The organism is Streptomyces sp. NPDC127092 (genome assembly GCF_042722475.1).
GTDB lineage: Bacteria > Actinomycetota > Actinomycetes > Streptomycetales > Streptomycetaceae > Streptomyces.
This window is the reverse complement of sequence record NZ_JBHXFE010000008.1, coordinates 151,099-175,695: the sequence shown is the minus strand read 5'-3', so window position 1 is coordinate 175,695 and position 24,597 is coordinate 151,099. Positions and strand designations below refer to the sequence as shown.

Here is a 24,597-nt window from a genome sequence, read left to right as displayed (position 1 = left end):
GCACGCACTCTTCCGCGTGCGCCTTCTGTCTTCCGTTTCCCGATCGGGGGGATTCTCTGCATGACCCGGTTCAACCGTCAGCGGGCCAAGGTCGAGGCGCGACACGAGATCGAGGCCGAGGTACCGGGGTTGACCAGGCGGGGTGTGGCCCTGCCGCTGTCCACGCACGGGGAGTGGACCGTGACCTCCCCGGGGGCCGCGCGGAAGGTGACCGTCTTTCCGACCTCCGTGCTCCGCAACCACGAGGGCGGGGCCGGGTTCGCCCGGCCGCCGAAGCAGGAGTTGTTCCTCCTGGCCGTCAGCAACATGGTGGGGCAGGAGAGTTTCTACGAGGGCGCCGCACTGCGCGACCTCCGCTATGCGCGGCTGGTGCGGCAGCTCGCGGTCAGTGACCCGGTCTGGACGCTGGGGCTGCTGCGCTGGCTGCGGACCGAGGCGCACATGCGGACCGCCTCCGTCGTCGGCGCCGCCGAGTTCGTACGGGCTCGGACCGAGGTGCGGGCCGTCGGGTTCTCCCGGCAGGCCGTCGACGCCGTGCTGCAACGGCCGGACGAGCCCGGCGAGTTGCTGGCCTACTGGACCGCCCGCTACGGGCGGCGGCTGCCGCAGCCGCTGCGGCGCGGGGTCGCCGACGCCGTGCGCCGCCTCTACACCGGCCGCGCCCTGCTCAAGTACGACACCGGCGCGCGCGCCTTCCGCTTCGGCGACGTCCTCGAACTGACCCATCCCGCGCCCGCCCACCCCCGGCAGGGCGAACTGTTCCGGTACGCGCTCGACCGCCGGCACCGGCCCGACCGTGCCGTGCCGCCCGCGGGTGACGCGCTCCTCGTCGCCCACCACGCCCTGCTCGCCGTGCCGGTCGCCGAGCGGTACGCCCTGGTGACGGGGGCCGGCGGCGCCGAGCGGCTGCGGGACGCCGGGATGACCTGGGAGTCGGTCGCCGGCTGGCTGCAGGGTCCCCTGGACGCCGCCGTCTGGGAGGCGCTGATTCCCTCGATGGGCGCCATGGCCCTCGTACGGAACCTGCGCAACTTCGATCTCGCCGGGATCGGCGACAGCGCCGCCGCCGACGTCGCCCGCCGGATCTCCGACCCGGACGAGGTGCGCCGCTCCCGCCAGTTCCCCTTCCGCTACCTCGCCGCGCACCGCAACGCGCCCTCCCCGCGCTGGCACGAGGCCCTGGAGGCGGCCCTGCAGCACTCCCTGTCCCAGGTGCCCGAGCTGTCCGGCCGGACGCTGGTCCTGGTCGACCGGTCCGGCTCGATGTTCGACGCGCCGAGCGCCAGGAGCCTGCTCAACCGGGCCGACTCCGCCGCCATCTTCGGCAGCGCCCTCGCGCTGCGCGCCGAGCACGCCGACCTCGTCGAGTTCGGCACCACCAGCCGCGCCGTGCCCCTCACCCGCGGCGAGTCCGTGCTGCGCGCGCTCGACCGGTTCCACGACCTCGGTGGCACCAACACCGCCGAGGCCGTGCGGCGGCACTACGACGGGCACGACCGCGTCGTCGTGGTCACCGACGAGCAGGCCTACTGGACGCCCCGCGTCGACCCGCTGGCCGTCGTCCCCGAGCACGTCCCCGTCTACACCTGGAACCTCGCCGGCTACTCCCAGGGCCACACCGCGTCCGGCCCCCACCGCCACACGTTCGGCGGGCTCAGCGACGCCGCGTTCCGCCTCGTACCGCTCCTCGAATCCGGCGCCGCGGCCGCCTGGCCGTGGGAGGCCGACGGCTCCGTCCGCCGGGCGTGACCGCCGTCACCGCCCTGTCCTCGGCGTCCTGCCACCGTGGAGCGCCCTAAGGCTCGCCGTCCCGCAGCACCGGGACGACAAGGGCAGGGGACGGTCGGCGATCCCCCTTACGCGTGATCGTCACCGCTTCACGATCACCGGTCCCCCGGGCTTCCGCGGCGCGCCCGAGGGTCCGCCGGCCGCCACCGCCGGGCCGGCCTCGCGCGGCCGCCACGGCCGTGACCTGCGTCTCCCCGTGCGCGACGACTCCGCGGCCCCGGCGTCCTCACCGTCGGACCGGTCGGCCGCGGCGACTGCGAGCCCTCGACCGGCGCGGCCGGCCGACACGCACGGACACGCACCGTGACCGCGAAGCCCGGCAAGATCCGTACCGTCGTCCACTCCGCCGCTGACGCGTACGGCCGGCACGACGTCGAGGTGACCGGTCCCGACGGCTGCCGCCGCCGGCTCACGGGCCACATCGGGAACGGGCGCCCCGGCCTCCCCGGACAGGTCCGCTCGTCCGGGGGAGGCCGGGACCTCGGTCCCGACCTCCCGGGCATCCCTGTGAGGATCGCCACGAAAGGGGCAAACGATCACGTTTGGCTGCGACAGTGGGCGGAGCGCCGGGCCACGGCAGTGGGCGGAGCACCGAACCATCCAGGGAGTACGTTCTTTGGCAGCCATCGCCCGGTGGTGCGTCAAGCACCGCCTCGTAGCCGTCCTGCTCTGGCTCCTCGCCCTCGGCGGGGTCGTCACCGGAGCGGCGATCGCCGGCAGCGCGTACTCCAACGACTACGAGGTCCCCGGTACCGAGTCGGGCCGCGCCACCGCGCTCCTCGACGAGGGCTTCCACGGCGCCGGCGGCGACACCGACACGATCGTCTGGCACACCGACCGCGGCAGCGTGCGCGCCGCCGACGTCGAGCAGCGGATGTCCGCCATGCTCAAGAAGGTCGAGGCGCTGCCCGGCATCGCCTCCGTCACCTCCCCTTACGGCTCCGCCCAGGGCCAGATCAGCGAGGACGGCCGCACCGCCTACGCCGCCGTCACCTTCGACGCCCAGGCCGACGACATCCCGAAGGCCGAGGCCCAGGCCCTCGTCGACACCGCCAAGGCCGCCGCCACGGACCAGGTGCGGGTGGAGCTCGGCGGCGGCGCCGTCGCGCTCACCGAGGCGCCCGGCGGACACATCGCCGAGGCCGTCGGCGTGGCCGTCGCGGCCGTCGTCCTCTTCCTCGCCTTCGGCTCGCTCGCCGCCTCCCTGCTGCCCATCGCGACCGCCCTGGTCAGCGTGGGCATCGCCTATTCCGGGATCGTGCTCCTCGGCCACGTCATGACGGTCGCCGACTTCGCGCCCATGCTGGGCATGCTCATCGGCCTCGGCGTCGGCATCGACTACGCGCTGTTCATCGTCACCCGGCACCGCAAGGGCCTCAAACGCGGCCTGCCCGTCGCCGAGGCCGCCCGGATCGCCGTCGCCACCACCGGACGCGCCGTGGTCTTCGCCGGCGCCACCGTCTGCATCGCGCTGCTCGGCATGCTGATCCTGCGGCTCGGCTTCCTCAACGGCGTGGCCATCGCCGCCTCCCTGACCGTCGTCCTCACCGTCGCCGCCTCCGTCACCCTGCTGCCCGCGCTGCTCTCGCTCATCGGCATGCGCGCCCTCAGCCGCCGCGAACGGCGACAGCTCGCCGAGCACGGACCGCAGCCCGAGCTGCCCACCGGCTTCGCCGCCCGCTGGTCCGCCTTCGTCGAGCGGCACCCCAAGCTGCTCGGCGCGGTCGCCGCCGTCGTGATGGCCGTCCTCGCCCTGCCGACGTTCGCCCTCCACCTCGGCACCTCCGACCAGGGCAACAACCCGGCCACCGCGACCACCCGCCAGGCCTACGACCTGATCGCCGAGGGCTTCGGGCCGGGCGTCAACGGGCCCCTCACCCTCGCGGCCCGGCTCGACGGCGCCGACGACCGGGTCGCGCTCGACGCGCTCCCGGCCGAGCTCGCGCACACCAAGGGCGTCGCGTCCGTCTCGCCGGTCACGTACAACAGCGGCGGCGACACCGCCGTCCTGACCGTCGTCCCCGACTCCGCGCCGCAGTCGAAGGCCACCAGCGAGCTCGTCGACCGGCTCCGCGACGACGTCCTGCCGACGGCCGCGGACGGCACCTCGCTCCAGGTCCACGTCGGCGGCGTCACCGCCTCCTACGACGACTTCGCGGAGATCATCATCGGCAAGCTGCCGCTCTTCGTCGGCGTCGTGATCGCCCTCGGCTGCGTCCTGCTGCTGCTCGCCTTCCGCTCGATCGGCATCCCGCTCAAGGCCGCGCTGATGAACGTCGCCGCCGTCGCCTCCGCCTTCGGCGTCGTCGTCGCGATCTTCCAGTGGGGCTGGGGCAGCGAGCTGCTCGGCCTCGGCAGCGCCGGGCCCATCGAACCCTTCCTGCCGGTGATCATGGTCTCGGTGCTCTTCGGGCTCTCGATGGACTACCAGGTCTTCCTGGTCAGCCGGATGTACGAGGAGTGGCTGGAGACCGGCGACAACCGGCGCGCGGTCCGGGTCGGCCTCGCCGAGACCAGCCGGGTGATCAACTCGGCGGCGGTCATCATGATCTCCGTCTTCCTCGCCTTCGTCCTCTCCGGCGACCGGGTCATCGCGATGTTCGGCATCGCCCTCGCCGCCGCCGTCGCCCTGGACGCCTTCGTCCTGCGCACCCTCCTCGTCCCCGCCCTCATGCACATGCTCGGCGGCGCCAACTGGTGGCTGCCCCGCCGGCTCGACCGCCGACTGCCCCGGATCAGCATCGAGCCGCCCGAGTCCCGGGTCGCCGCCGACGCCCGTGCGAAGATCGCCGCGAAGATACCCGTACAGCGAGTGGTCATCGGACAGGCAGAGGAGAACCAGGATGTTCGCGATACCGCTGGGTGACGACGGAGCCGAGCTGACGCCGCTCGCGCCCTGGCAGGCCGGGGAGTTCCTGGCCCACATCGACCGCGGCCGCGAGTTCATCGGCGCCCACGTCGGACTGCCCGACATCGTCACCGACCTCGACACGGCCCGCGCCCACCTCGTCCGCTACGCCGACAAGGCCGCCCGGGACGCCGGCTACCTCTACGGCATCCGCGTCGACGGACTCCTCGTCGGCGGCGTCCTCTTCGTCACCTTCGACACCGCGAGCGGGGTCGCCGAGGCCGGCTGCTGGATCGAGCCCGCCTACGCCGGGCGGGGCCTGGTCACCCGGGCCTGCCGGGCCATCCTCGACTGGGCCGTCGAGCGGCGCGGCATCCACCGCGTCGAATGGCACGTCGCCCCCGAGAACACGCCCAGCATCGCCGTCGCCCGCCGCCTCGGCATGACCAAGGAGGGCGTGCTCCGCGAGAACTACCCCTACCGCGGCAAGCGCGCCGACACGGAGATCTGGTCCGTCCTCGCCCCTGAGTGGAGGGCCGCGAAGGCCGCGTCCGAGGCCGCCGCGGACCCGGCCCGGGCCGCGTCCGGCACCGCCTAGGACCGTACGGGCAGGGGCCTAAGGACCCTGCCGAGACGCCTAAGGCCCTCCGTACGCCGAACATGCGGCACTCTCCCCATGTGCCCGACCCCTCTGGGAGACGAAGGTAGAGGCATCGCAAGGAGCGATACCGAAACCCCCGAGGAGCACGACATGTTCGAGTACGAGCTGCACCAGGCCCGCCACGCCGAGCTGGTCCGCGAGGCCGCCGCCGAGCGCCTCTCCCGCGAGGCGGGCCGGGTCGCCAGGACCCGCCGGGCAAGCCGCCGCCAGGATCCGGAAGGGCGGGTGAGCGCCGCGAAGCACCGCTTCGTCCGGGCCGCGTGACCTCGCATGCACCACCCCCGTACGAGCGGCAGGGCGCATGCCTGTGCGATGCTCGGCGCCGTGGAGACCAGGTCAGTCAGCCCCGTCTTCGTCGGCCGGGCCGGCGAACTCACCGCCCTCACCGAGGCGCTCTCCCGCGCGGGCGCGGGAGAGCCCCAGGCCCTCCTCGTCGGCGGCGAGGCCGGAGTCGGCAAGACCCGCCTCGTCGAGGAGTTCACCACCCGCGCCCGCGCGGCCGGCGCTGTCGTCGCCCTCGGCGGCTGCGTCGAGATCGGCGCCGACGGACTGCCCTTCGCCCCCTTCTCCGCCGCCCTGCGCGCCCTGCGCCGCGAACTCCCCGAGGAGTTCGCCGCCGCCGCCGACGGACAGGAGGGCGAACTCGCCCGCCTGCTGCCCGAACTCGGCGACCCGCTCGGCCACGAACCCGCCGCCGAGGACGCCACCGCCCGCCTCTTCGAGCTGACCGTACGGCTCCTGGAGCGCGTCGCCGCCGACCGCGCCGTCGCCCTCGTCCTGGAGGACCTGCACTGGGCCGACGCCTCCACCCGGCACCTCCTCGCCTACCTCTTCCGCACCCTGCGCGGCGGCCGCGTCGCCGTCGTCGCCACCTACCGCGCCGACGACATCCACCGCCGCCACCCGCTGCGCCCGCTGCTCGCGGAGCTCGACCGGCTGCGCTCCGTCCGCCGCATCGAACTCGCCCGCTTCACCCGCGGCGAGGTGCACCGCCAGCTCACCGGCATCCTCGCCGCCGAACCCGACGCGGCACTCCTCGACGAGGTCTTCGAACGCTCCGACGGCAACGCCTTCTTCGTCGAGGAACTCGTCGCCTCCCACGAGTCCGGCTGCGCCGCCGCCCACCTCAGCGACTCCCTCCGCGACCTCCTCCTGGTGCGCGTCGAGACCCTCCCCGAAGCGGCCCAGCGGGTCGTCAGGACCGTCGCCGAGGGCGGCTCCACCGTCGAGTTCGACCTGCTCGCCGCCGTCGCCCGGCTCTCCGAGGACGAACTCATCGAGGCGCTGCGCGCCGCGGTCGGCGCCAACATCCTGCTCGCCGCACCCGACGGCGACGGCTACCGCTTCCGCCACTCCCTGGTCCGCGAGGCCGTCAGCGACGACCTGCTCCCCGGCGAACGCTCCCGCCTCAACCGGCGCTACGCCGAAGCCCTGGAGACCGACCCCGGCCTCGTCCGCACCGACGAGCGCGCCACCCGGCTCGCCACGTACTGGTACCACGCCCACGACGCCGCCCGCGCCCTGCCCGCCGTCCTGCGCGCCTCCGTCGAGACCCGCAAGCGCCACGCCTACGCCGAGCAGCTCCGGCTCCTCGAACGCGCCATGGAACTCTGGGACAAGGTCCCCGACGAGGTCCGCGGCGCGCTGCGCCCCATCGACTACGCCGAGGCCTACCCGGCCTGCGGCTGCGACCCCGAGACCACGCCGCTGCGCTTCCTCGACCTGCTCGCCGAGGCCGCCGTCGCCGCCCGGCTGTGCGGCGAACGCGAACGCGCCCTGAAGATCGGCAAGACCGCGCTGCGGATCCTCGAAGGCGAGGGAGAGCCCGACCCGCTGCGCGCCGCCTGGTTCTACGTCGAACGGGCCCGCATCCAGTCCAACCTGGGCCGCGGCAACGGCTGGCCCGAGATCGCCCGCGCCGAGGAACTCGTCCGCGGCCTGCCGCCGTCCGCCGTCCACGCCGTGGTCCTCGCCGTCTCCGCCGGCTGGGGCATGCTCCGCAACCCCGGCCCCGAGGCGATCGCCGCGGCGGAACGCGCCGTCGAATACGCCCGCCTGGTCAAGGCGGAGTCGATCGAACTCACCGCCCGCGGCACCCTCGGCACCATCATGGTGGCCGCCGGCGACACCGAGCGCGGCCTCGCCGAACTGCACGCGGTCCGCGAACGCACCATGGCCCTCGGCCAGTTCCACGAGGCGTCCCGCACCCATGTGAACCTCTCCTCCTGCCTCGAAGGCCTCGGCCGCTCCCACGAGGCCGTGGAGGTCGCCACCGCGGGCATCGAGATGTGCCGCGTCCGCGGCCTCGCCGACAGCGCCGGCTGGATCCGCGCCAACCTCGCCGAGTCGCTGCACTCCCTCGGCGAGTGGGACCGGGCCAGGGACGAGGCGGAACTGCTGCTCCGCTCCGGAGCCGCCGGCACCAAGCCCGGCGGCACGGCCCTGCTCCAGCTGGCCGTCCTCGCCGTCACCCGCGGCGAACCGACCACGGCCGCCGCCCGCCTCGCCGAGGCCGGCGCCCGCTACGGCACCGCCCGCGACCCCATGCCGCAGTACACCCTGCCGATGGCCGAGGCCGCCGTGCTCGTCGCCGCCGCCGAAGGCCGCCTCGCCGACGTACGGACCGAGGTCGCGGCCGCGGCCGAGGCCGGCTTCCCGCCCGGCACCCACCGCTACGGCTGGCCGCTGATGCTCGCCGCCGTCACCGCGGAGGCCGACGCCCGTGGCCTCCCGGCCGCCGCCGAGGGCCGCCCCGCCGCCCTCGACCTGATACGCCGCCACACCCGCGGCCTGGCCGCCCCCGCGCCCGTCTGGCAGGCCTACGCGCTGTACGTCTCCGCCGAACTGGCCCGCGCCGAGGACCGCGTCACCGCCGAACGCTGGACCGAGGTCGTCACCGCCTTCGAAGCCCTCGACCGCCCCTACGACCTGGCCCGGGTCCGGCACCGGCTCGCCGACGCCCTCCTCGCCGAGGGCGGCCGACGGGAGGAGGCCGCGGCCCTGCTCCGCGCGGCCCACGCCACCGCCGCCCGGCTCGGCGCCCACCCGCTGCGCGAGGACGTCGAGCTGCTCGCCGCCCGCGCCCGGCTCGCCCCGCTGACCGCCGACCCGGCGGCTCCGGCGGAGGCCGCCGAGCCCGAGGACGACGCCTTCGGCCTCACCCCGCGCGAGCAGGACGTCCTGCGTCTGGTCGCCGAGGGCCGCACCAACCGTCAGATCGCCGAGGAGCTGTTCATCTCACCGAAGACCGCCAGCGTCCACGTCTCCAACATCCTCGCCAAGCTCGGCGTCGCCGGCCGCGGCGAGGCCGCCGCCCTCGCCCACCGCCTCCGCCTCCTCGACGCCCCGGCCTGACCGCGCGGCGCCCTCGCGCGGGCCGTCCCCGGGCGAGGCGTCCTCGCGCGGTCCGTTTTCGGGCGAGGCGTCCTGGGGCGAGGCGTCCCCGGTCGAGGAGTCCTCAGGCGTGGTGTCCTCGGGCGAGGCCGGTATGCGTATCGTCACCTTGCCCGAGGCCAGGTCTATCGGCCCCCGGTGCGGATCGCCGTCGCCGATGTCCTCCCGCGTCAGGGCGAGCCGCTGCCGCTCCTCGTCCGTGTGCTTCCGGCCCGGCGCGAAAAGCTCTTCCATCAGGTTGAACACGTGCCCGCCTCCCTCTGAGGTGCCCCCCGCCCGTCCCGGCGGACCTACCCGACCTCCAGCCGGAGGATCCGGTCGTCCCCGGACTCCGGAGTGCCCCTGGTGTCGGTCTCGCTGGTCACCAGCCACATCCGGGAGCCGTCGCCGGTCGCCAGGACCGTGCGCAGCCGCCCGTACTCACCCTTCAGGAACGCCTGCGGCTCCCCGGATCGTTCCGCACCGGCGAGCGGGATCCGCCACAGCCGCTCGCCCCGCAGACCGGCCATCCAGACCGCGCCGCGGGCATGGGCGATGCCGCTGGGCGAGGCCTCCTCGGTCCGCCACTGGGCCACCGGGTCCGTGAACCCGGCCCGCCCGGCCCGGCCCTCCACCTCCGGCCACCCGTAGTTCCGCCCGGGCTCGATCCGGTTCAGCTCGTCCCAGGTGTCCTGCCCGAACTCGGACGCCCACAGCCGCCCTTCCCCGTCCCAGGCGAGGCCCTGCACGTTGCGGTGGCCGTACGAGTAGACGACGGAGTCCGGGAACGGGTTGCCCGGTGCCGGGCGGCCCTCCGGCGTCATGCGCAGGATCTTCCCGCCGAGCGAGCCCTTGTCCTGGGCCAGTCCGGTCCGGCCCGTCTCGCCCGTCCCCGCGTACAGCATCCCGTCCGGCCCGAACGCGATCCGCCCGCCGTTGTGGACGAAGCCCTTCGGGATGCCCGTCAGGACCGGTTCCGGCGCCCCGAGCCGGTCGCCTGCCCCGCCCCCGTACCGCATGCGGACGATCCGGTTGTCCTCGGCCGCCGTCAGATACGCGTACACCCAGCCGTCCCGCACGGCCAGGCCCATCAGCCCGCCCTCACCGCCGGGCACCACCCCGGGCACCTTGCCGAGCGAGGTCTGCCGCCCCGTCCGCCCGTCGACCCGGGTGATCGTCCGCTCGTCGCGCGAGGAGACGAGCAGGTCGCCGCCGGGCAGCTCGGCCAGCCCCCACGGCGATCTCAGCCCCTCGGTCAGCGTGCCCGCGACCCGCACCGTGCCCGCGGCGGGCTTCGGCCGCGCCGACGGGGCCGAAGAGGCCGGCGGCGACGAGACGGACGGCCCGGCCGTCCGGCCGCCGTCCCCTCCCGAGGACGAGGAGCACCCGGCCAGCAGCATCAGCGCGGCGGCGCCTCCCGCCACGCCTCTCACGACGACGCGGCCCCGCACCCGGCCCCGCACCCGGCCTCGAACTCGGTACCGACCCATGCTCCCGACCCCTTCCAGCGGCGATCTCCACTCTTGATACACCGCTCGGCCCGATCAGGTTCCCGCCTCCACGGCGCGTCGCCGGGCCTGTCCGGCGGCCCTCTAGTCCCAGGATCCCCTGGCCGCCGGCAGCGCCGCGATCTCCGCGAGGTCCGCCGCCGCGAGCCGCAGATCCGCGGCCCGCGCGTTCTCCACCGCCCACCGCTCCCGCTTCGCGCCCGGGACCGGGATGACGTGCGGGCCCTGGGACAGCACCCAGGCCAGCGCGACCTGCGCCGGGGTGACGTCCGCGCCGTGCCGGGCCGCGATCCTGCGCAGCCCCGCCACCAGCGGCTGGTTGGCCGCCATCATCTCGGCCGTGAAGCGCGGGTGCCGGGCGCGCGGGTCGTCCGCCTCGAAACCCCCGCCGGGAGTCAGCGTCCCGGTGAGGAAACCGCTGCCCAGCGGCATCGCGGCCAGGAAGCCGACACCGCGCGCCGCGCACCACGGAAGGAGCCGTGCCAGGGCCTCGGGCGACCACACCGACAGCTCCGCCTCGACCGCGCTCACCGGGAAGACCTGCTGGATCCGCTCCAGCTGCCGGATCGTTCCCTCATAGCCGCCGCCCGGCGCGCCCCGCCGTGCCGACCGGGCACCCACGGCGCACAGACCGAGCGCCCGCACCTTGCCGGCCCGCACCAGGTCCGCCATCGCGCCCCAGGTTTCCTCCACCGGCACCTCGGGGTCGGCCCGGTGCAGCTGGTAGAGGTCGATCACGTCGGTCTGCAGCCGTCGCAGCGAGGCGTCACAGGCCCTGCGGACGTACGAGGGGCGACCGTTGGCCACCACGTGCCCGTCGCCCACGAGCAGCCCGCACTTCGTCGACACGAAGGCGTCCGACCGGCGCTCCTTCAACACCCGCCCGAGCAGCAGCTCGTTGGTGAACGGACCGTACATGTCGGCGGTGTCGAGCAGGCTCACCCCGGCGTCCAGGGCCGCGTGCACCGTCCGCAGCGAGCGGTCGCCCCGCCGCTGCGAGGCGCTGTACGCCCAGCTCATCGGCATGCATCCGAGGCCCACCGCCCCCACACCGAGCGCCGCCGCCCCGATCGTCCTGCGCTCCACCTGCCGGTACCCCTCCCTGTGCAGCCCCCAAAGTAACCAATGGCGCACGGGATTCTTCGCATAGCCTCCCGGTCATGACACTCGATGACACCGCCGCTGACGTGTGGCTTCCGATCCCCGCGGACGAGATCGACGGACTTCCGGCGCCGGGCGCGTCGGGCCTGAACTACCGTTTCTGGGACGGCGGACCGGAGTTCCCGGCCGATCCCGCCCGCTGCGCCTTCTACGTCGTGCCGTACATGAAGGGCGAGGCGATCGCCGTGCGGCCGCTCGCCGGGATGTCCTCGGTACGGGTCGTGCAGACGCTCTCCGCGGGCGTCGACCACGTCACCCCTGGTCTCGACCTGCTGCCCCCGGGCGCGAGGCTGTGCAACGCCAGGGGCGTGCACGAGGCCAGCACCGCCGAGCTGGCGCTCGCCCTGATCCTCGCCTCGCTGCGCGGGATCCCCGGCTTCGTGCGCGGCCAGGACGCCGAGGAGTGGCGGGCCGGCTTCTACCCGGCGCTCGCCGACAAGACCGTGCTGATCGTGGGCTACGGATCGATCGGCGCCGCCATCGAGGACCGGCTCGCGCCCTTCGAGTGCGCGCGGGTCCTGCGCGTCGCGCGCTCGGCGCGCACCACCGGACGCGGTCCGGTCCACCCGCTCACGGAGCTGCCCGCGCTGCTGCCCGAGGCCGACGTGGTCGTGCTCGCGACGCCGCTCACCCCGCAGACCCGGCACCTGGCCGACGCCGGGTTCCTCACCCGGATGAAGGACGGCGCCCTGCTGGTCAACATGGCGCGCGGCCCGGTGGTGGACACCGCCGCGCTCCTGAAGGAGGTGGAGAGCGGCCGGATCACCGCGGCACTCGACGTCACCGACCCGGAACCGCTGCCGGCCGGACACCCGCTGTGGCACGCTCCCGGTGTGCTGATCAGCCCTCATGTGGGCGGTTCCACCTCGGCGTTCATGCCGCGGGCCAAGCGGCTGATCGCGGCGCAGGTCACCCGGTTCGCCGCGGGCGAGGAGCCCGCGAACGTGGTGCTGACCACCTGAGCCGGCCGCGGACGGCGTGCGCCCCCCGAACGCGCTCCTCACAAGCCCCCTGGCCGTCACGGAGAGTACTGCACCCCTGTCCCTGAGTGACGATCCTGGTGTATGGTCCGGGAGCGGGGGACTGCGTCGGGAACGGGCAGACGCTGGGGAGCGAAGTGACGGGACATCAGATTCCGAGGGGGGCGACGGGTGAAGCACGGCCGGGCGACCCACGATCCGACGCGGCGGTGCCGCCGGCCATCCCCGCGCGCCTCGCAGCCGCCCTGCCGGGCCGGGCGGTCCCGGACCAGCCCGACCGCGCCGTCGGGCCCGACGGCCCGCCGCCGACCGCGCCCGGCGCCGAACGCCACCCCGCCGATCCGGTCACCGTGGCCGTCCCCGCCCCTCGCGCGGCCGACGACCCGCCCGGCGCGGACGGCGGCAGCGGCAGGGACACCGGCGCCGACGCGGCACCGGCGGCCGCCGTCGGCCCCGTACCGGGCGGCTCCCCGCCCGACACCCTCTGCGGCCGGCACGACGACGTCTCCGGCGGCTGCGGCGGGCACGAGGTGGCCGAGCAGGACCGGTCGCGCGACGGCCTCGGCATGCAGCCGGCGCACGAGCACCCCGGCGAGGCGCCGGAGGAAGCGGTGACGACCGGCACGCTCGCCCGGCGGCGGCCCGTCGCCGGCGGGGCCGGGCCGCGGGCCGGTGCCGGGGCGCCCGGACCCGGACGGCAGGGTCCCGACATGGGAGGGGTGCTCGCCCAGATCGGCCTCGGGCTCGTCTGCGGGGGATACGCCACGGGCGCGGCCCTCGGCTGGGGCTCGCAGCAGCTCGCGCTCTTCATGGGCGACTTCGGCCTGAGCGCCGCCGCGCTCGCCGCCGCCGTCTCCTGCTTCCGCTACGCGCGGGACCACGGGCACAGCTTCCGCCCGGCCTGGTACCTCTTCGCCTTCTCGTCCTTCATGGCCGCCGTCGGCAACGCCGTCTGGGGCTGGTACGAGGTCGTGCTCCGCCAGGCGGTGCCGAGCCCGTCCGTCGCCGACCTGTGCTTCTTACTCTTCGCCCCGCCCGCCATCGTCGGGCTGCTCGTCCTCGCCAAGAAGCCCGTCACCCGGGCCGGCTGGGTCTGCCTCGGCCTCGACTCCTGGCTGATCGGCGGATCCCTGCTCACCCTGTCCTGGAGCCTCGCCCTCGCCCACACCGCGTACGTGCCGGGCGAGAGCGTGGCCCGGGCGGCGCTCTCCCTCGCGTACCCGCTGCTCGACATCGTCCTCGTCAGCATGGTGCTCGCGCTGCACTTCCGCCGCTCCCACATCAACCGCTCGGCGATCAACACCGCCATCGCCGCCCTCGCGCTCACCGTGCTGTGCGACGCGCTGTTCACCTCGCCGCTGCTGCGCGAGCACTACAGCTCGGGCCAGCTCCTCGACGCCGGCTGGTTCGCCGGGTCGCTGCTGCTCGCCTACGCGCCCTGGGGCGTGCGCCGGCCCGCCGACGCGCCGCCGCCCGCCGCCGTGCGCGCCCGGCAGCCCCACAGCCGCCCCCTCGCCGGGTCGCTCGCCGCCCTCACCCCGTACCTCGCGGCCGCGGTCTGCACGCTCGGCATCCTGTACAACGTCGTCGAGGGACGCAGAGTGGACCGCGTCGTCGTCTTCACCGGCTGCACGGTCGTGCTCGCGCTGGTCGTCCGGCAGGGCATCATGCTGCTCGACAACATCGCCCTCACCCACGAACTGGCCCAGAAGGAGAACCACTTCAGGTCCCTCGTGCAGGGTTCCAGCGACGTCATCATGATCGCCGCACCCACCGGCATACTCCGCTACGTCAGTCCCGCCGCGTCCGGGGTGTACGGCCGGGAGGCGGAGGAGCTGATCGGGTCCGAGCTGGCCTCCCTGATCCACCCCGAGGACCTGGGCGCCGTCGTCCACGAGGTGCGCCGCTTCCTGGCCGCGCCGCCGTCCGAGGAGCCCACCACCCGGATCGAGTGCCGCTTCCGCTCCGGCCGCGGCGAATGGCTCAACGTCGAGTCCACCGTCAACCGCCACCAGGGCGGGCTGATCTTCAACAGCCGTGACGTGACCGAACGCGTGCGCCTCCAGGCCCAGTTGCGGCACAACGCGGAGCACGACCCGCTCACCGACCTGCCCAACCGGGCGCTGTTCACCGAGCGGGTCCGCGGCGCCCTGAGCGGCCGCCGGGCCTCCGACGCGGGCACCGCCGTGCTCTTCATCGACCTGGACGGCTTCAAGGCCGTCAACGACCGGCTCGGGCACCAGGCGGGCGACGAGCTGCTCGTCCAGGCCGCGCGCCGGCTCCACGACTCGGTACGGGCGGGCGACACCGCGGCCCGGCTCGGCGGCGACGAGTTCGCCGCGCTCATCCTCGGCGACGGCACCCGCGACCGGGCCGAGCGCGAGCGCCGGGTGCACGAGATCGCCGACCGGCTGCGGGGCACGCTCTCCCAGCCGTACCGCGTCGACGGCGGTGAGGTGCGGGTCGCCGCCTCCATCGGCGTCGCCTTCGCCGAGCCCGGCATCAGCGCGGGCGACCTGCTGCGCAACGCCGACCTCGCCATGTACCGGGCCAAGGCCGCCGGCAAGGACCGGGTCGAGCTCTACGCCCCGCAGATGCAGGCCGAGGTGGTCCGCCGCACCGAGCTGGCCGCCCGGCTGCGCACCGCGCTGCACGACGGCGAGTTCGCCCTGCTGCACCAGCCGGTGGTGGACCTGAACACCGGCCGGATCTCCGCCGTCGCCGCGCAGGCCCGCTGGCGCTCCGCCCAGGGCATCCTCTTCACGCCGGCCGAGTTCCTGCGGGTCGCCGACGACAGCGAGCGCACCGCAGAGCTGGGCCGCTGGCTCCTGGAGGAGGCCGTCGAACAGGCCGCCGAACGGGCCGGAATCGGCCATCGCACGCCGGTGACCGTCCGGCTTTCCGCGCGCCGCCTGCTCGACCGCTCCATGCCCCTCGGCTCCGTGGAGTCGCTGCTCACCCGCCACGGGCTGCCCTCGGGCTCCCTGATCATCGAACTCGCCGACAGCGACCCCCGGGACCCTCGGGTCTCCTTCGACGAGCTGGAGCAGCGGCTGGCCGCCCTGCGCCGGCTGGGCGTCAAGATCGCCCTCGACGGATTCGGCAGCGGACATGCCGCGATCAACGCCCTCCGGCGGCTTCCGGTCGACATACTGAAGCTGGACCGCGGCCTGGTCGAGGGCATCGTGGAATCGGCCAGACTGCGGAAGATCACCAGCGGTCTGCTGCGCATCGCGGGTGACCTGGGCATGCAGTCCGTCGCCGACGGCGTGGACATGCCCGAGCAGGTGCTCGCCCTGCGCTCCATGGGCTGCACCCACGGGCAGGGCATGGCCTTCTCCGGCCCGCTCGACGAGTACCGGCTGCGCCGGGCACTGGTCCGCGACGAGTACCCGCTGCCCGGCGAGGTGGCGCTGACCGGCGGAAACCGTCCCCCGTCCCGCTCACATTCTGAGACTCCCGTCCCACCCACTTGACACTGACCGTCCGTCGGGGGGAGGGTCAGTGCCATGCGCACCCGAATTCTCGTACTTGGAAAGCGCGTCGGCTGAGGCGGGCCCGGTAGAAGGCCCGCCTGAAACGCACCCGACGCGCTCCCCTCGCTTGCCTCCCGGCACGAGGGGTTTTTTGTTGCACCGGATCAACGCAAAATCGACTTAAACCCTCGCAAAACGCCTCGCACACCACCTGGCACCAACCCTCTGCTTCGAGAAGAGAATGCTGATGACCGAGCAGGCCACCGGGCACCATCCGCAGCCGCGGACCCGTAGCGGCGCACAGCCCGCCACCACCGTCGAGCACGTCACGGGTGCGCAGTCCCTCATTCGCTCTCTCGAGGAAGTGGGCGCCGACACCGTCTTCGGCATCCCGGGCGGCGCGATCCTCCCGGCGTACGACCCGATGATGGACTCCCAGCGGGTGCGCCACATCCTGGTCCGCCACGAGCAGGGCGCGGGGCACGCCGCCACCGGCTACGCGCAGGCCACCGGCAAGGTCGGCGTCTGCATGGCGACCTCGGGACCGGGCGCCACCAACCTGGTCACCCCGATCGCCGACGCCCACATGGACTCCGTCCCGCTGGTCGCGATCACCGGCCAGGTCGCCTCCAAGGCGATCGGCACGGACGCCTTCCAGGAGGCGGACATCTGCGGCATCACGATGCCGATCACCAAGCACAACTTCCTGGTCACCAAGGCCGAGGACATCCCGCGGACGATCGCCGAGGCCTTCCACATCGCCTCGACCGGCCGCCCCGGCCCGGTCCTGGTCGACATCGCCAAGGACGCCCTCCAGGCGAAGACCACCTTCAGCTGGCCCCCGCAGACCGACCTGCCCGGCTACCGCCCGGTCACCAAGCCGCACGCCAAGCAGATCCGCGAGGCCGCCAAGCTGATCACCGCCGCCAAGCGGCCCGTCCTGTACGTCGGCGGCGGCGTCCTCAAGGCCGGCGCCACCGCCGAGCTGAAGGTCCTCGCGGAGCTCACCGGCGCCCCGGTCACCACCACCCTGATGGCCCTGGGCGCGTTCCCCGACAGCCACCCGCTGCACGTGGGCATGCCGGGCATGCACGGTTCGGTCACCGCCGTCACCGCGCTGCAGAAGGCCGACCTGATCGTCGCCCTCGGAGCCCGCTTCGACGACCGCGTCACCGGCAAGCTGGACAGCTTCGCCCCGTACGCCAAGATCGTCCACGCCGACATCGACCCGGCCGAGATCGGCAAGAACCGCACCGCCGACGTCCCGATCGTCGGTGACGCCCGCGAGGTCATCGCCGACCTGGTCCAGGCCGTCCAGGCCGAGCACAGCGAGGGCAACAAGGGCGACTACACCGCCTGGTGGAGCGACCTCAACCGCTGGCGCGAGACCTACCCGCTCGGCTACGACCTGCCGGAGGACGGCAGCCTGTCGCCGCAGCAGGTCATCCAGCGGGTCGGCCAGCTCGCGCCCGAGGGCACGATCTTCGCCGCGGGCGTCGGCCAGCACCAGATGTGGGCCGCCCACTTCATCGACTACGAGCGCCCCGCCACCTGGCTCAACTCCGGCGGCGCCGGAACGATGGGCTACGCGGTCCCCGCCGCGATGGGCGCCAAGGCCGGCATGCCGGACCGCACGGTCTGGGCGATCGACGGCGACGGCTGCTTCCAGATGACCAACCAGGAACTGGTCACCTGCGCGCTCAACAACATCCCGATCAAGGTCGCCATCATCAACAACGGCGCCCTCGGCATGGTCCGCCAGTGGCAGACCCTGTTCTACAACCAGCGCTACTCCAACACGGTGCTGCACTCCGGCCCGGACGACGTCAACCCGGACGCGCGGGGCACCCGCATCCCGGACTTCGTCAAGCTGTCCGAGGCCATGGGCTGCGTCGCCCTGCGCTGCGAGGACCCGGCCGACCTCGACAAGGTCATCGAGGAGGCCAACGCCATCAACGACCGCCCGGTCGTGATCGACTTCATCGTCCACGAGGACGCCCAGGTCTGGCCGATGGTCGCCGCGGGCACCTCGAACGACGAGGTCATGGCCGCCCGGGGCGTCCGCCCCGACTTCGGCGACGGCGAAGACGACTGAGACGAAGAGCGAAGGAAGAGACCCACACCATGTCCACCAAGCACACGCTCTCCGTCCTGGTCGAGAACACGCCCGGCATCCTCGCCAGGATCGCCGCCCTCTTCTCCCGTCGCGGCTTCAACATCGACTCGCTCGCCGTCGGTGTCACCGAGCACCCCGACATCTCCCGCATCACCATCGTGGTCAGTGTCGAGGACCTGCCGCTGGAGCAGGTGACCAAGCAGCTCAACAAGCTGGTCAACGTCCTGAAGATCGTCGAACTCGAGCCCAGCGCTGCGATCCAGCGCGAGCTCGTCCTGGTGAAGGTCCGCGCCGACAACGAGACCCGCTCCCAGATCGTCGAGATCGTCCAGCTGTTCCGCGCCAAGACCGTGGACGTGTCGCCCGAGGCCGTCACCATCGAGGCCACCGGATCGAGTGACAAGCTGGAGGCGATGCTCAAGATGCTGGAGCAGTTCGGCATCAAGGAGCTCGTCCAGTCCGGCACGATCGCCATAGGGCGTGGCGCCCGGTCCATCACGGACCGTTCGCTGCGCGCCCTCGACCGCAGCGCCTGACAGCAGTCCGCAGGCGACGGCGGACCACGGGTCCACGCCCCGGTCCGCCTGTCGAGACCAGAAAACTCACCTCCCGCACCCCGCCGTACGGTGGGAGCAACACCAGCACCTCAAGGAGATTCCCAGTGGCCGAGCTGTTCTACGACGACGACGCCGACCTGTCCATCATCCAGGGCCGCAAGGTCGCGGTGATCGGTTACGGCAGCCAGGGCCACGCCCACGCGCTGTCGCTCCGTGACTCGGGTGTCGACGTGCGTGTCGGTCTGCACGAGGGCTCCAAGTCCAAGGCCAAGGCCGAGGAGCAGGGCCTGCGCGTGGTCTCGCCCGCCGAGGCCGCGGCCGAGGCCGACGTCATCATGATCCTGATCCCGGACCCGATCCAGGCCAAGGTCTACGAGGAGTCGATCGCCCCGAACCTGAAGGACGGCGACGCCCTCTTCTTCGCCCACGGCTTCAACGTCCGCTTCGGCTTCATCAAGCCCCCGGCCGGCGTCGACGTCGCCCTGGTCGCCCCGAAGGGCCCGGGCCACCTGGTCCGCCGCCAGTACGAGGAGGGTCGCGGCGTCCCGGCGATCGCGGCCGTCGAGCAGGACGCCACCGGCAACGCCTTCGCGCTCGCCCTGTCGTACGCCAAGGCCATCGGCGGCACCCGCGCCGGTGTCATCAAGACGACCTTCACCGAGGAGACGGAGACCGACCTCTTCGGCGAGCAGGCCGTCCTCTGCGGTGGCGCCAGCGCCCTGGTGAAGGCGGGCTTCGAGACCCTGGTCGAGGCCGGCTACCAGCCGGAGATCGCGTACTTCGAGTGCCTCCACGAGCTGAAGCTGATCGTGGACCTCATGTACGAGGGCGGCCTGGAGAAGATGCGCTGGTCCGTCTCCGAGACCGCCGAGTGGGGCGACTACATCACCGGCCCGCGCATCATCACGGACGCCACCAAGGCCGAGATGAAGAAGGTCCTCACCGACATCCAGGACGGCACCTTCGCCAAGAACTGGATGGACGAGTACCACGGCGGTCTGAAGAAGTACAACGAGTACAAGACCCAGGACGAGAAGCACCTCCTGGAGACCACCGGCAAGGAGCTGCGCAAGCTCATGAGCTGGGTGAACGACGAGGAGGCGTAAGCCTTCCGGTGCGGGGCCGGACAGCCTGTCCGGCCCCGCGCCACATCCTTGGACACCCCGTCCAACCACGGACGGGTGATCCTTCCATCGAGGCGTACGACTCGTGTCGACGCACCACTACACTGCTCAACAACATCGCGTCTGGCCCACAGCGTCGTGCGCTTTCACGCGGCAAGCCCCCTCCACCGCTGCGGCCGTCGGGACGGCCGTCCGCACTGCCTTTGTGAGGACTCACGTGAGCTCGAAACCCGTCGTACTCATCGCTGAAGAGCTGTCGCCCGCCACCGTCGACGCACTGGGCCCGGACTTCGAGATCCGGCACTGCAACGGCGCCGACCGCGCCGAGCTGCTCCCCGCGATCGCCGACGTCGACGCCATCCTGATCCGCTCGGCGACGAAGGTCGACGCGGAGGCCATCGCCGCCGCCAAGAAGCTCCGGGTCGTCGCCCGCGCCGGTGTCGGCCTGGACAACGTGGACGTCTCCGCCGCCACCAAGGCCGGCGTGATGGTCGTGAACGCCCCGACCTCCAACATCGTCACCGCCGCCGAGCTCGCCTGCGGTCTGCTCGTCGCCACCGCGCGCAACATCCCGCAGGCGAACACCGCGCTGAAGAACGGCGAGTGGAAGCGCTCGAAGTACACGGGCGTCGAGCTCAGCGAGAAGACCCTCGGCGTCGTCGGCCTCGGCCGCATCGGTGTCCTGGTCGCCCAGCGCATGTCCGCCTTCGGCATGAAGATCGTCGCGTACGACCCCTACGTGCAGCCGGCCCGCGCCGCCCAGATGGGCGTGAAGCTGCTGGCCCTGGACGAGCTGCTCGAGGTCGCCGACTTCATCACCGTCCACCTGCCCAAGACGCCGGAGACCCTCGGCCTCATCGGCGACGAGGCGCTGCACAAGGTCAAGCCGTCCGTCCGGATCGTCAACGCCGCGCGCGGCGGGATCGTGGACGAGGCCGCGCTGTACTCGGCGCTCAAGGAGGGCCGGGTCGCCGGCGCGGGCCTCGACGTGTACGCGAAGGAGCCCTGCACGGACTCCCCGCTCTTCGAGCTCGACCAGGTCGTCTGCACCCCGCACCTGGGCGCCTCCACGGACGAGGCCCAGGAGAAGGCCGGTATCGCGGTCGCCCGTTCGGTGCGCCTGGCGCTCGCGGGCGAGCTGGTCCCGGACGCGGTCAACGTCCAGGGCGGTGTCATCGCCGAGGACGTGAAGCCGGGTCTGCCGCTGGCCGAGAAGCTCGGCCGGATCTTCACGGCCCTGGCCGGCGAGGTCGCGGCCCGCCTCGACGTCGAGGTGTACGGCGAGATCACCCAGCACGACGTGAAGGTGCTCGAACTCTCGGCGCTCAAGGGCGTGTTCGAGGACGTGGTCGACGAGACCGTGTCGTACGTCAACGCCCCGCTGTTCGCGCAGGAGCGCGGCGTCGAGGTGCGTCTGACCACCAGCTCCGAGTCGCCCGACCACCGCAACATGGTCACCGTGCGCGGCACGCTGGCGAGCGGCCAGGAGGTCTCGGTCTCCGGCACGCTCGCGGGCCCGAAGCACCTGCAGAAGATCGTCGCGGTCGGCGACTACGACGTGGACCTCGCGCTCGCCGACCACATGGTGGTGCTGCGCTACGAGGACCGTCCGGGTGTCGTCGGCACGGTCGGCCGGATCCTCGGCGAGGCCGGTCTGAACATCGCGGGCATGCAGGTCTCCCGGACGAACGAGGGCGGCGAGGCGCTGGTCGTGCTGACCGTCGACGAGACCGTCCCGGCCAACGTGCTCTCGGAGATCGCCGAGGAGATCGGCGCGGCCTCGGCCCGCTCCGTCAACCTGGTCTGATCCGGTCCGCTCCACGCCTCGTACCCGGCCGATAGACATCCGTCTTACACGGACGTCTATCGGCCGGGTACAGTGCTGTCATGGGACACAAGGAAGACCTGCTCGAAGGCGCCAAGCGCTGTCTCCTGGAGAAGGGCTACGCCCGCACCACCGCCCGTGACGTGGTGGCCGCGTCGGGCACCAACCTCGCCTCCATCGGCTACCACTACGGCTCCAAGGACGCCCTGCTCCAGCAGGCCTTCCTGGCGCTGACGGAGGAGTGGGGCGAGCGGGTCGGCGGAGCCGACGCCGAGGGTGCCGGGAACCTTCCCGACGATCCGTACGAGCGCTTCCGCGCCGTCTGGGAGCCGCTGATCGGAGCCGCCGAGGCCAGCCGCCCCGTGTGGAAGCTGCAGACCGAGGTCGTCACCCGTCTCGACGACGACGAGAAGCTCCGCGAGGCGATCAAGGAGCCGCAGCGGGAAGGCCGCCTCGGCATGGCCGAGGGCATGATCGGCATCGACCCGGAGGCGGAGCCCGAGAAGGCCCGGGTGGCCGGGCTGCTCCTCCAGGCCCTCGCGACCGGGGTGATGATCCAGTGGGTCGTCGACCCGGACACGGCCCCGACGGCGGACGACCTCACCGCAGGCCTCAGGGTGCTGATGGGGGAGCGGGGCTGAGTCAACCCGTGGGCGGGGCTCGGGAGTTGTCCGGGCGTTTGTCTAGGCTGGGGGACGTCACCGCTCCTCGTCCCCGACCCGTCGACAGAGAGGCCCCGCATGCCGGCGACGCCACCGCAGGGATCTCCGCCGGACCCGGACCCGGCACCGATACCGTCGGCGTCGCCGGCAGCGCCGGACCGGACGCCCGCGGGCGCGCCGGCGTCGCCGTCGGCGCCCGCACCCGCACCTGCTTCCGCTCCCGCAGCGTCCGAAGCGCCCGCACCGGCGCCCACGCCGGCGCCCGCACCTCCCGCGCCCACCCCTGCTGCGGCGCCCGCGGCAGCGCCCGCGTCACCGCCCGAGCCGTCCGTCGGTGCCCTCGTCGCCGAATCCCTGGTGCCGAACACCCTCCACCTGTCGGCCGCCAAGCGGCGGCGGACGATCGGCGTCCGCGTGGCCGTCGGTGTCGGCCTCGCCTGCGTCGCGGCCGTCGGGGCCACGTTATGGCAGCTCATGGCCCAGCCGGCCGTGACGAAGTCGGAGCAGGAGGCCCAGGACGCGCTGGACAAGCAGGAGGCGCCGTTCACCGTCGGCGTCGACTACGACCAGACCCCGCCCCAGGGCTGGAAGGTCGCCCTCGACCGGCCGCTGACCGAGGCGGAACGCCAGGGGCTTGCCGCCAGGAGGGACCCGGAGAAGGCGCGGGCCTACCTCCTGTCGCTCGGCGGGCGCACCGTCCGGTATCCGTCCGCCTTCGAGAAGCGCGCCGACCTGGCCATGAAGCACACCGGGGCCGACGCGACCGCCCTCCACCTCAATCTGTTCAGCAAGCGGCAGGCCCAGCTGACGATCACGTCCATGGAGGCCGTCAACGTCTCCTGCCACGCGCCCACCGCGAAGACGGTCGTCGTCTGGGAGTCCCAGGGCGGCGCCGCGTACGAGGGCGTGCTGTTCGACCTGACGACGCCGGGCGCCACTCCGGTCATCACCGACGAGGGGGACGACCAGGGCGCGCCCTACTTCGGAGTCAGGAAGATCGACCTGGGCGGCGGCGCCTCGCCCGGCGGGCTCCGGGTCGAGGCACTCACCCGCGGGCAATCCTGCACCTGGGAGATCAAGGCCAAGTACCGTGACGCGTACCAGGGTTTCGGCACGGTGACGCTCAAGGACGGCGAGAAGCCCTTCGCCGCGGAGGCGACCCCGGCCCGGCCCGAGCAGCTCTGGATCATGGACGCGTCCAAGCCCGACGCGGAGCAGTGGGTGCCCTGTCACGACCGGCCGGAGGACACCAGCTGCCGGGCCTGGCGCGAGGGACGCGCGGCCGACGTCTCCGCATCGGGGGGATGACCGCATGCCGTCGACACGCGTCAGGGCGGTCCTCGCGGCCGTCGCCGCTCTCCTCACCCTGGCGGGATGCAGCCAGGAGGACCGGGGCCGCGCCCCGGACACCGCCCGCACCCCCTCGTACGGTCCCTCGCCCCGGCCCGCGCCCGGACCCTGGGGGCGGGACCGGGTGGTGTCCGCGGACTGCGTGAAGGGCGGCCGGTTCACGGCCGTCAGCGTCCGGTCATGGGACCCGAACGGCTGGAAGCCGGTCGCGGAGCGGTCGTTCGACGTCCCCGCGTCCGTCGTCTTCTGGCAGGAGCCGGGCCGGGAGGCGGTGCTGACACCGCTGTTCGACCTCTGCCGGGAGAACCCCTCGGACGCCGTGTACACGTCCGACGCCCTGGAGCGCGTCGTGCCGCGCGTGCGAGCCGTCTTCGACCGGGACTTCACCAGGATGGCGGTGGTCCTGCGGACTCCGGACGGGAAGGGGACGCACGTCGGCTTCGTGGACGAGAAGGGGCTGACCGACCTCACCGCCCGGGACGGGCGGGCCGGGGCGGGCCGACGGGAGCAGAACGCGGTCTTCGCGCCCGACGGGAGCCGCGTCTGGTTCACCTACGAGACCCCCGACGGCCGCGCCCGCATCGGCAGTCGCGCCGTGACCGGCAGCGCCGCCCTGCGCGACGAGGGCCCGGCCGCCGCCGCGAACCTGCCGCTCGTCGTGCTGGACGGGCCGCCCCGCGCCGTCCAGGCGGAGATGGTGCACGTGTCCCCGGACGGGCGCCGGACGACGGCGTCGGCGGAGGACCTCGGTCAGGTCCTGCTCGACGTGCCGGCGCGCTCCACGGCGCTGACGGGCGCCGCCGCGCGGGCCGAGAGCCTGGGGGAGTGCCTGCACGCGGTCGGCTGGGCGGGCCCCGACCGACTGCTGTGCCGCACGCGGGCGGGCACCTTCAGGACCTTCGGCACCGCGCCGGGCGCCGCGCCCGGGCCCGTCCTGGCGGCGGCCGGCGGCGGAGGGAGCGAGGGGCTCGTGGTCTCCCCGGACGGCAGCCGCTTCGTCCTCGTCGAGCACCCGCCCGGTGATCCGTACGCGGGTTTCCGCGGCTTCCGTGTGGCGGGTACGGCGCCGGGCGCGCCGTCCGCGAAGGTGCCGGCCGAGGCCCTGAACGGGCAGAGTCTGCTCCTCGAATGGCGCTGAGCCGGCCGCGGTCGGCGGATCGGCGGCCTGG

General features: G+C 73.4%; 17 protein-coding genes. 14 read left to right on the top strand and 3 right to left on the bottom strand.

Features of this window, described 5'->3' with window-relative positions; all coding sequences use genetic code 11:
- Positions 1 to 60 precede the first annotated feature (60 nt).
- From ACFWJO_RS09745 to ACFWJO_RS09725, 5 genes are all read left to right on the top strand, one after another.
- Positions 61 to 1,749: a TROVE domain-containing protein gene (locus ACFWJO_RS09745; RefSeq protein WP_386864190.1), complete on the top strand. Its 1,689-nt coding sequence runs from the start codon at positions 61 to 63 to the stop codon at positions 1,747 to 1,749.
- Between the two features lie 655 nt (positions 1,750 to 2,404).
- On the top strand, positions 2,405 to 4,654 hold the full coding sequence (locus tag ACFWJO_RS09740; RefSeq protein WP_386864189.1) for an MMPL family transporter: 2,250 nt from the start codon (positions 2,405 to 2,407) through the stop codon (positions 4,652 to 4,654).
- Entirely contained in the window at positions 4,632 to 5,234 is a 603-nt protein-coding gene (locus ACFWJO_RS09735; RefSeq protein ID WP_386864188.1) for a GNAT family N-acetyltransferase, read from the top strand. The genes ACFWJO_RS09740 and ACFWJO_RS09735 overlap by 23 nt, the downstream gene beginning before the upstream one ends.
- 153 nt (positions 5,235 to 5,387) lie before the next feature.
- Complete coding sequence (locus ACFWJO_RS09730) at positions 5,388 to 5,561, top strand: hypothetical protein (protein WP_386864187.1); 174 nt, start codon at positions 5,388 to 5,390, stop codon at positions 5,559 to 5,561.
- A 48-nt stretch (positions 5,562 to 5,609) separates the two neighbouring features.
- Positions 5,610 to 8,651 carry an AAA family ATPase gene (locus tag ACFWJO_RS09725; protein WP_386864186.1) on the top strand — a complete coding sequence of 1,014 codons (3,042 nt, stop codon included), beginning with the start codon at positions 5,610 to 5,612 and terminating at the stop codon, positions 8,649 to 8,651.
- Here the strand turns inward: ACFWJO_RS09725 and ACFWJO_RS09720 are convergent.
- The 3 genes from ACFWJO_RS09720 to ACFWJO_RS09710 all read right to left on the bottom strand — a co-directional run bounded on the left by ACFWJO_RS09720 (position 8,535) and on the right by ACFWJO_RS09710 (position 11,263).
- On the bottom strand, positions 8,535 to 8,936 hold the full coding sequence (locus ACFWJO_RS09720; protein WP_386864185.1) for a DUF6191 domain-containing protein: 402 nt from the start codon (positions 8,934 to 8,936) through the stop codon (positions 8,535 to 8,537). The genes ACFWJO_RS09725 and ACFWJO_RS09720 overlap by 117 nt on opposite strands.
- 44 nt (positions 8,937 to 8,980) lie before the next feature.
- Positions 8,981 to 10,069, bottom strand: coding sequence for a PQQ-dependent sugar dehydrogenase (locus tag ACFWJO_RS09715; RefSeq protein ID WP_386864220.1), 1,089 nt, complete (start codon positions 10,067 to 10,069; stop codon positions 8,981 to 8,983).
- Positions 10,070 to 10,261: 192 nt separating this feature from the next.
- The gene (locus ACFWJO_RS09710; RefSeq protein ID WP_386864184.1) at positions 10,262 to 11,263 is read right to left on the bottom strand and encodes an aldo/keto reductase; all 1,002 of its coding nucleotides are present in this window, start codon (positions 11,261 to 11,263) and stop codon (positions 10,262 to 10,264) included.
- Positions 11,264 to 11,337: 74 nt separating this feature from the next.
- Here ACFWJO_RS09710 and ACFWJO_RS09705 point away from each other — a divergent pair, with 74 nt between their 5' ends.
- The 9 genes from ACFWJO_RS09705 (at position 11,338) to ACFWJO_RS09665 (ending at position 24,566) form a co-directional block, all read left to right on the top strand.
- Positions 11,338 to 12,300, top strand: coding sequence for a 2-hydroxyacid dehydrogenase (locus tag ACFWJO_RS09705; protein WP_386864183.1), 963 nt, complete (start codon positions 11,338 to 11,340; stop codon positions 12,298 to 12,300).
- Between the two features lie 728 nt (positions 12,301 to 13,028).
- Entirely contained in the window at positions 13,029 to 15,794 is a 2,766-nt protein-coding gene (locus tag ACFWJO_RS09700) for a putative bifunctional diguanylate cyclase/phosphodiesterase (protein WP_386864219.1), read from the top strand.
- Positions 15,795 to 16,035: 241 nt separating this feature from the next.
- Complete coding sequence (locus ACFWJO_RS09695; protein WP_386864182.1) at positions 16,036 to 17,889, top strand: acetolactate synthase large subunit; 1,854 nt, start codon at positions 16,036 to 16,038, stop codon at positions 17,887 to 17,889.
- A gap of 29 nt (positions 17,890 to 17,918) precedes the next feature.
- The gene (gene ilvN / locus ACFWJO_RS09690; RefSeq protein WP_128978596.1) at positions 17,919 to 18,446 is read left to right on the top strand and encodes an acetolactate synthase small subunit; all 528 of its coding nucleotides are present in this window, start codon (positions 17,919 to 17,921) and stop codon (positions 18,444 to 18,446) included.
- 125 nt (positions 18,447 to 18,571) lie between these two features.
- Positions 18,572 to 19,573, top strand: coding sequence for a ketol-acid reductoisomerase (ilvC, locus tag ACFWJO_RS09685; RefSeq protein WP_385692667.1), 1,002 nt, complete (start codon positions 18,572 to 18,574; stop codon positions 19,571 to 19,573).
- Between the two features lie 235 nt (positions 19,574 to 19,808).
- The gene (gene serA / locus ACFWJO_RS09680) at positions 19,809 to 21,398 is read left to right on the top strand and encodes a phosphoglycerate dehydrogenase (protein WP_386864181.1); all 1,590 of its coding nucleotides are present in this window, start codon (positions 19,809 to 19,811) and stop codon (positions 21,396 to 21,398) included.
- An 80-nt stretch (positions 21,399 to 21,478) separates the two neighbouring features.
- Entirely contained in the window at positions 21,479 to 22,057 is a 579-nt protein-coding gene (locus ACFWJO_RS09675; protein ID WP_386864180.1) for a TetR/AcrR family transcriptional regulator, read from the top strand.
- A 378-nt stretch (positions 22,058 to 22,435) separates the two neighbouring features.
- Positions 22,436 to 23,386, top strand: coding sequence for a hypothetical protein (locus tag ACFWJO_RS09670; RefSeq protein WP_386864179.1), 951 nt, complete (start codon positions 22,436 to 22,438; stop codon positions 23,384 to 23,386).
- A 4-nt stretch (positions 23,387 to 23,390) separates the two neighbouring features.
- Entirely contained in the window at positions 23,391 to 24,566 is a 1,176-nt protein-coding gene (locus tag ACFWJO_RS09665) for a hypothetical protein (protein WP_386864178.1), read from the top strand.
- Positions 24,567 to 24,597: the final 31 nt, after the last annotated feature.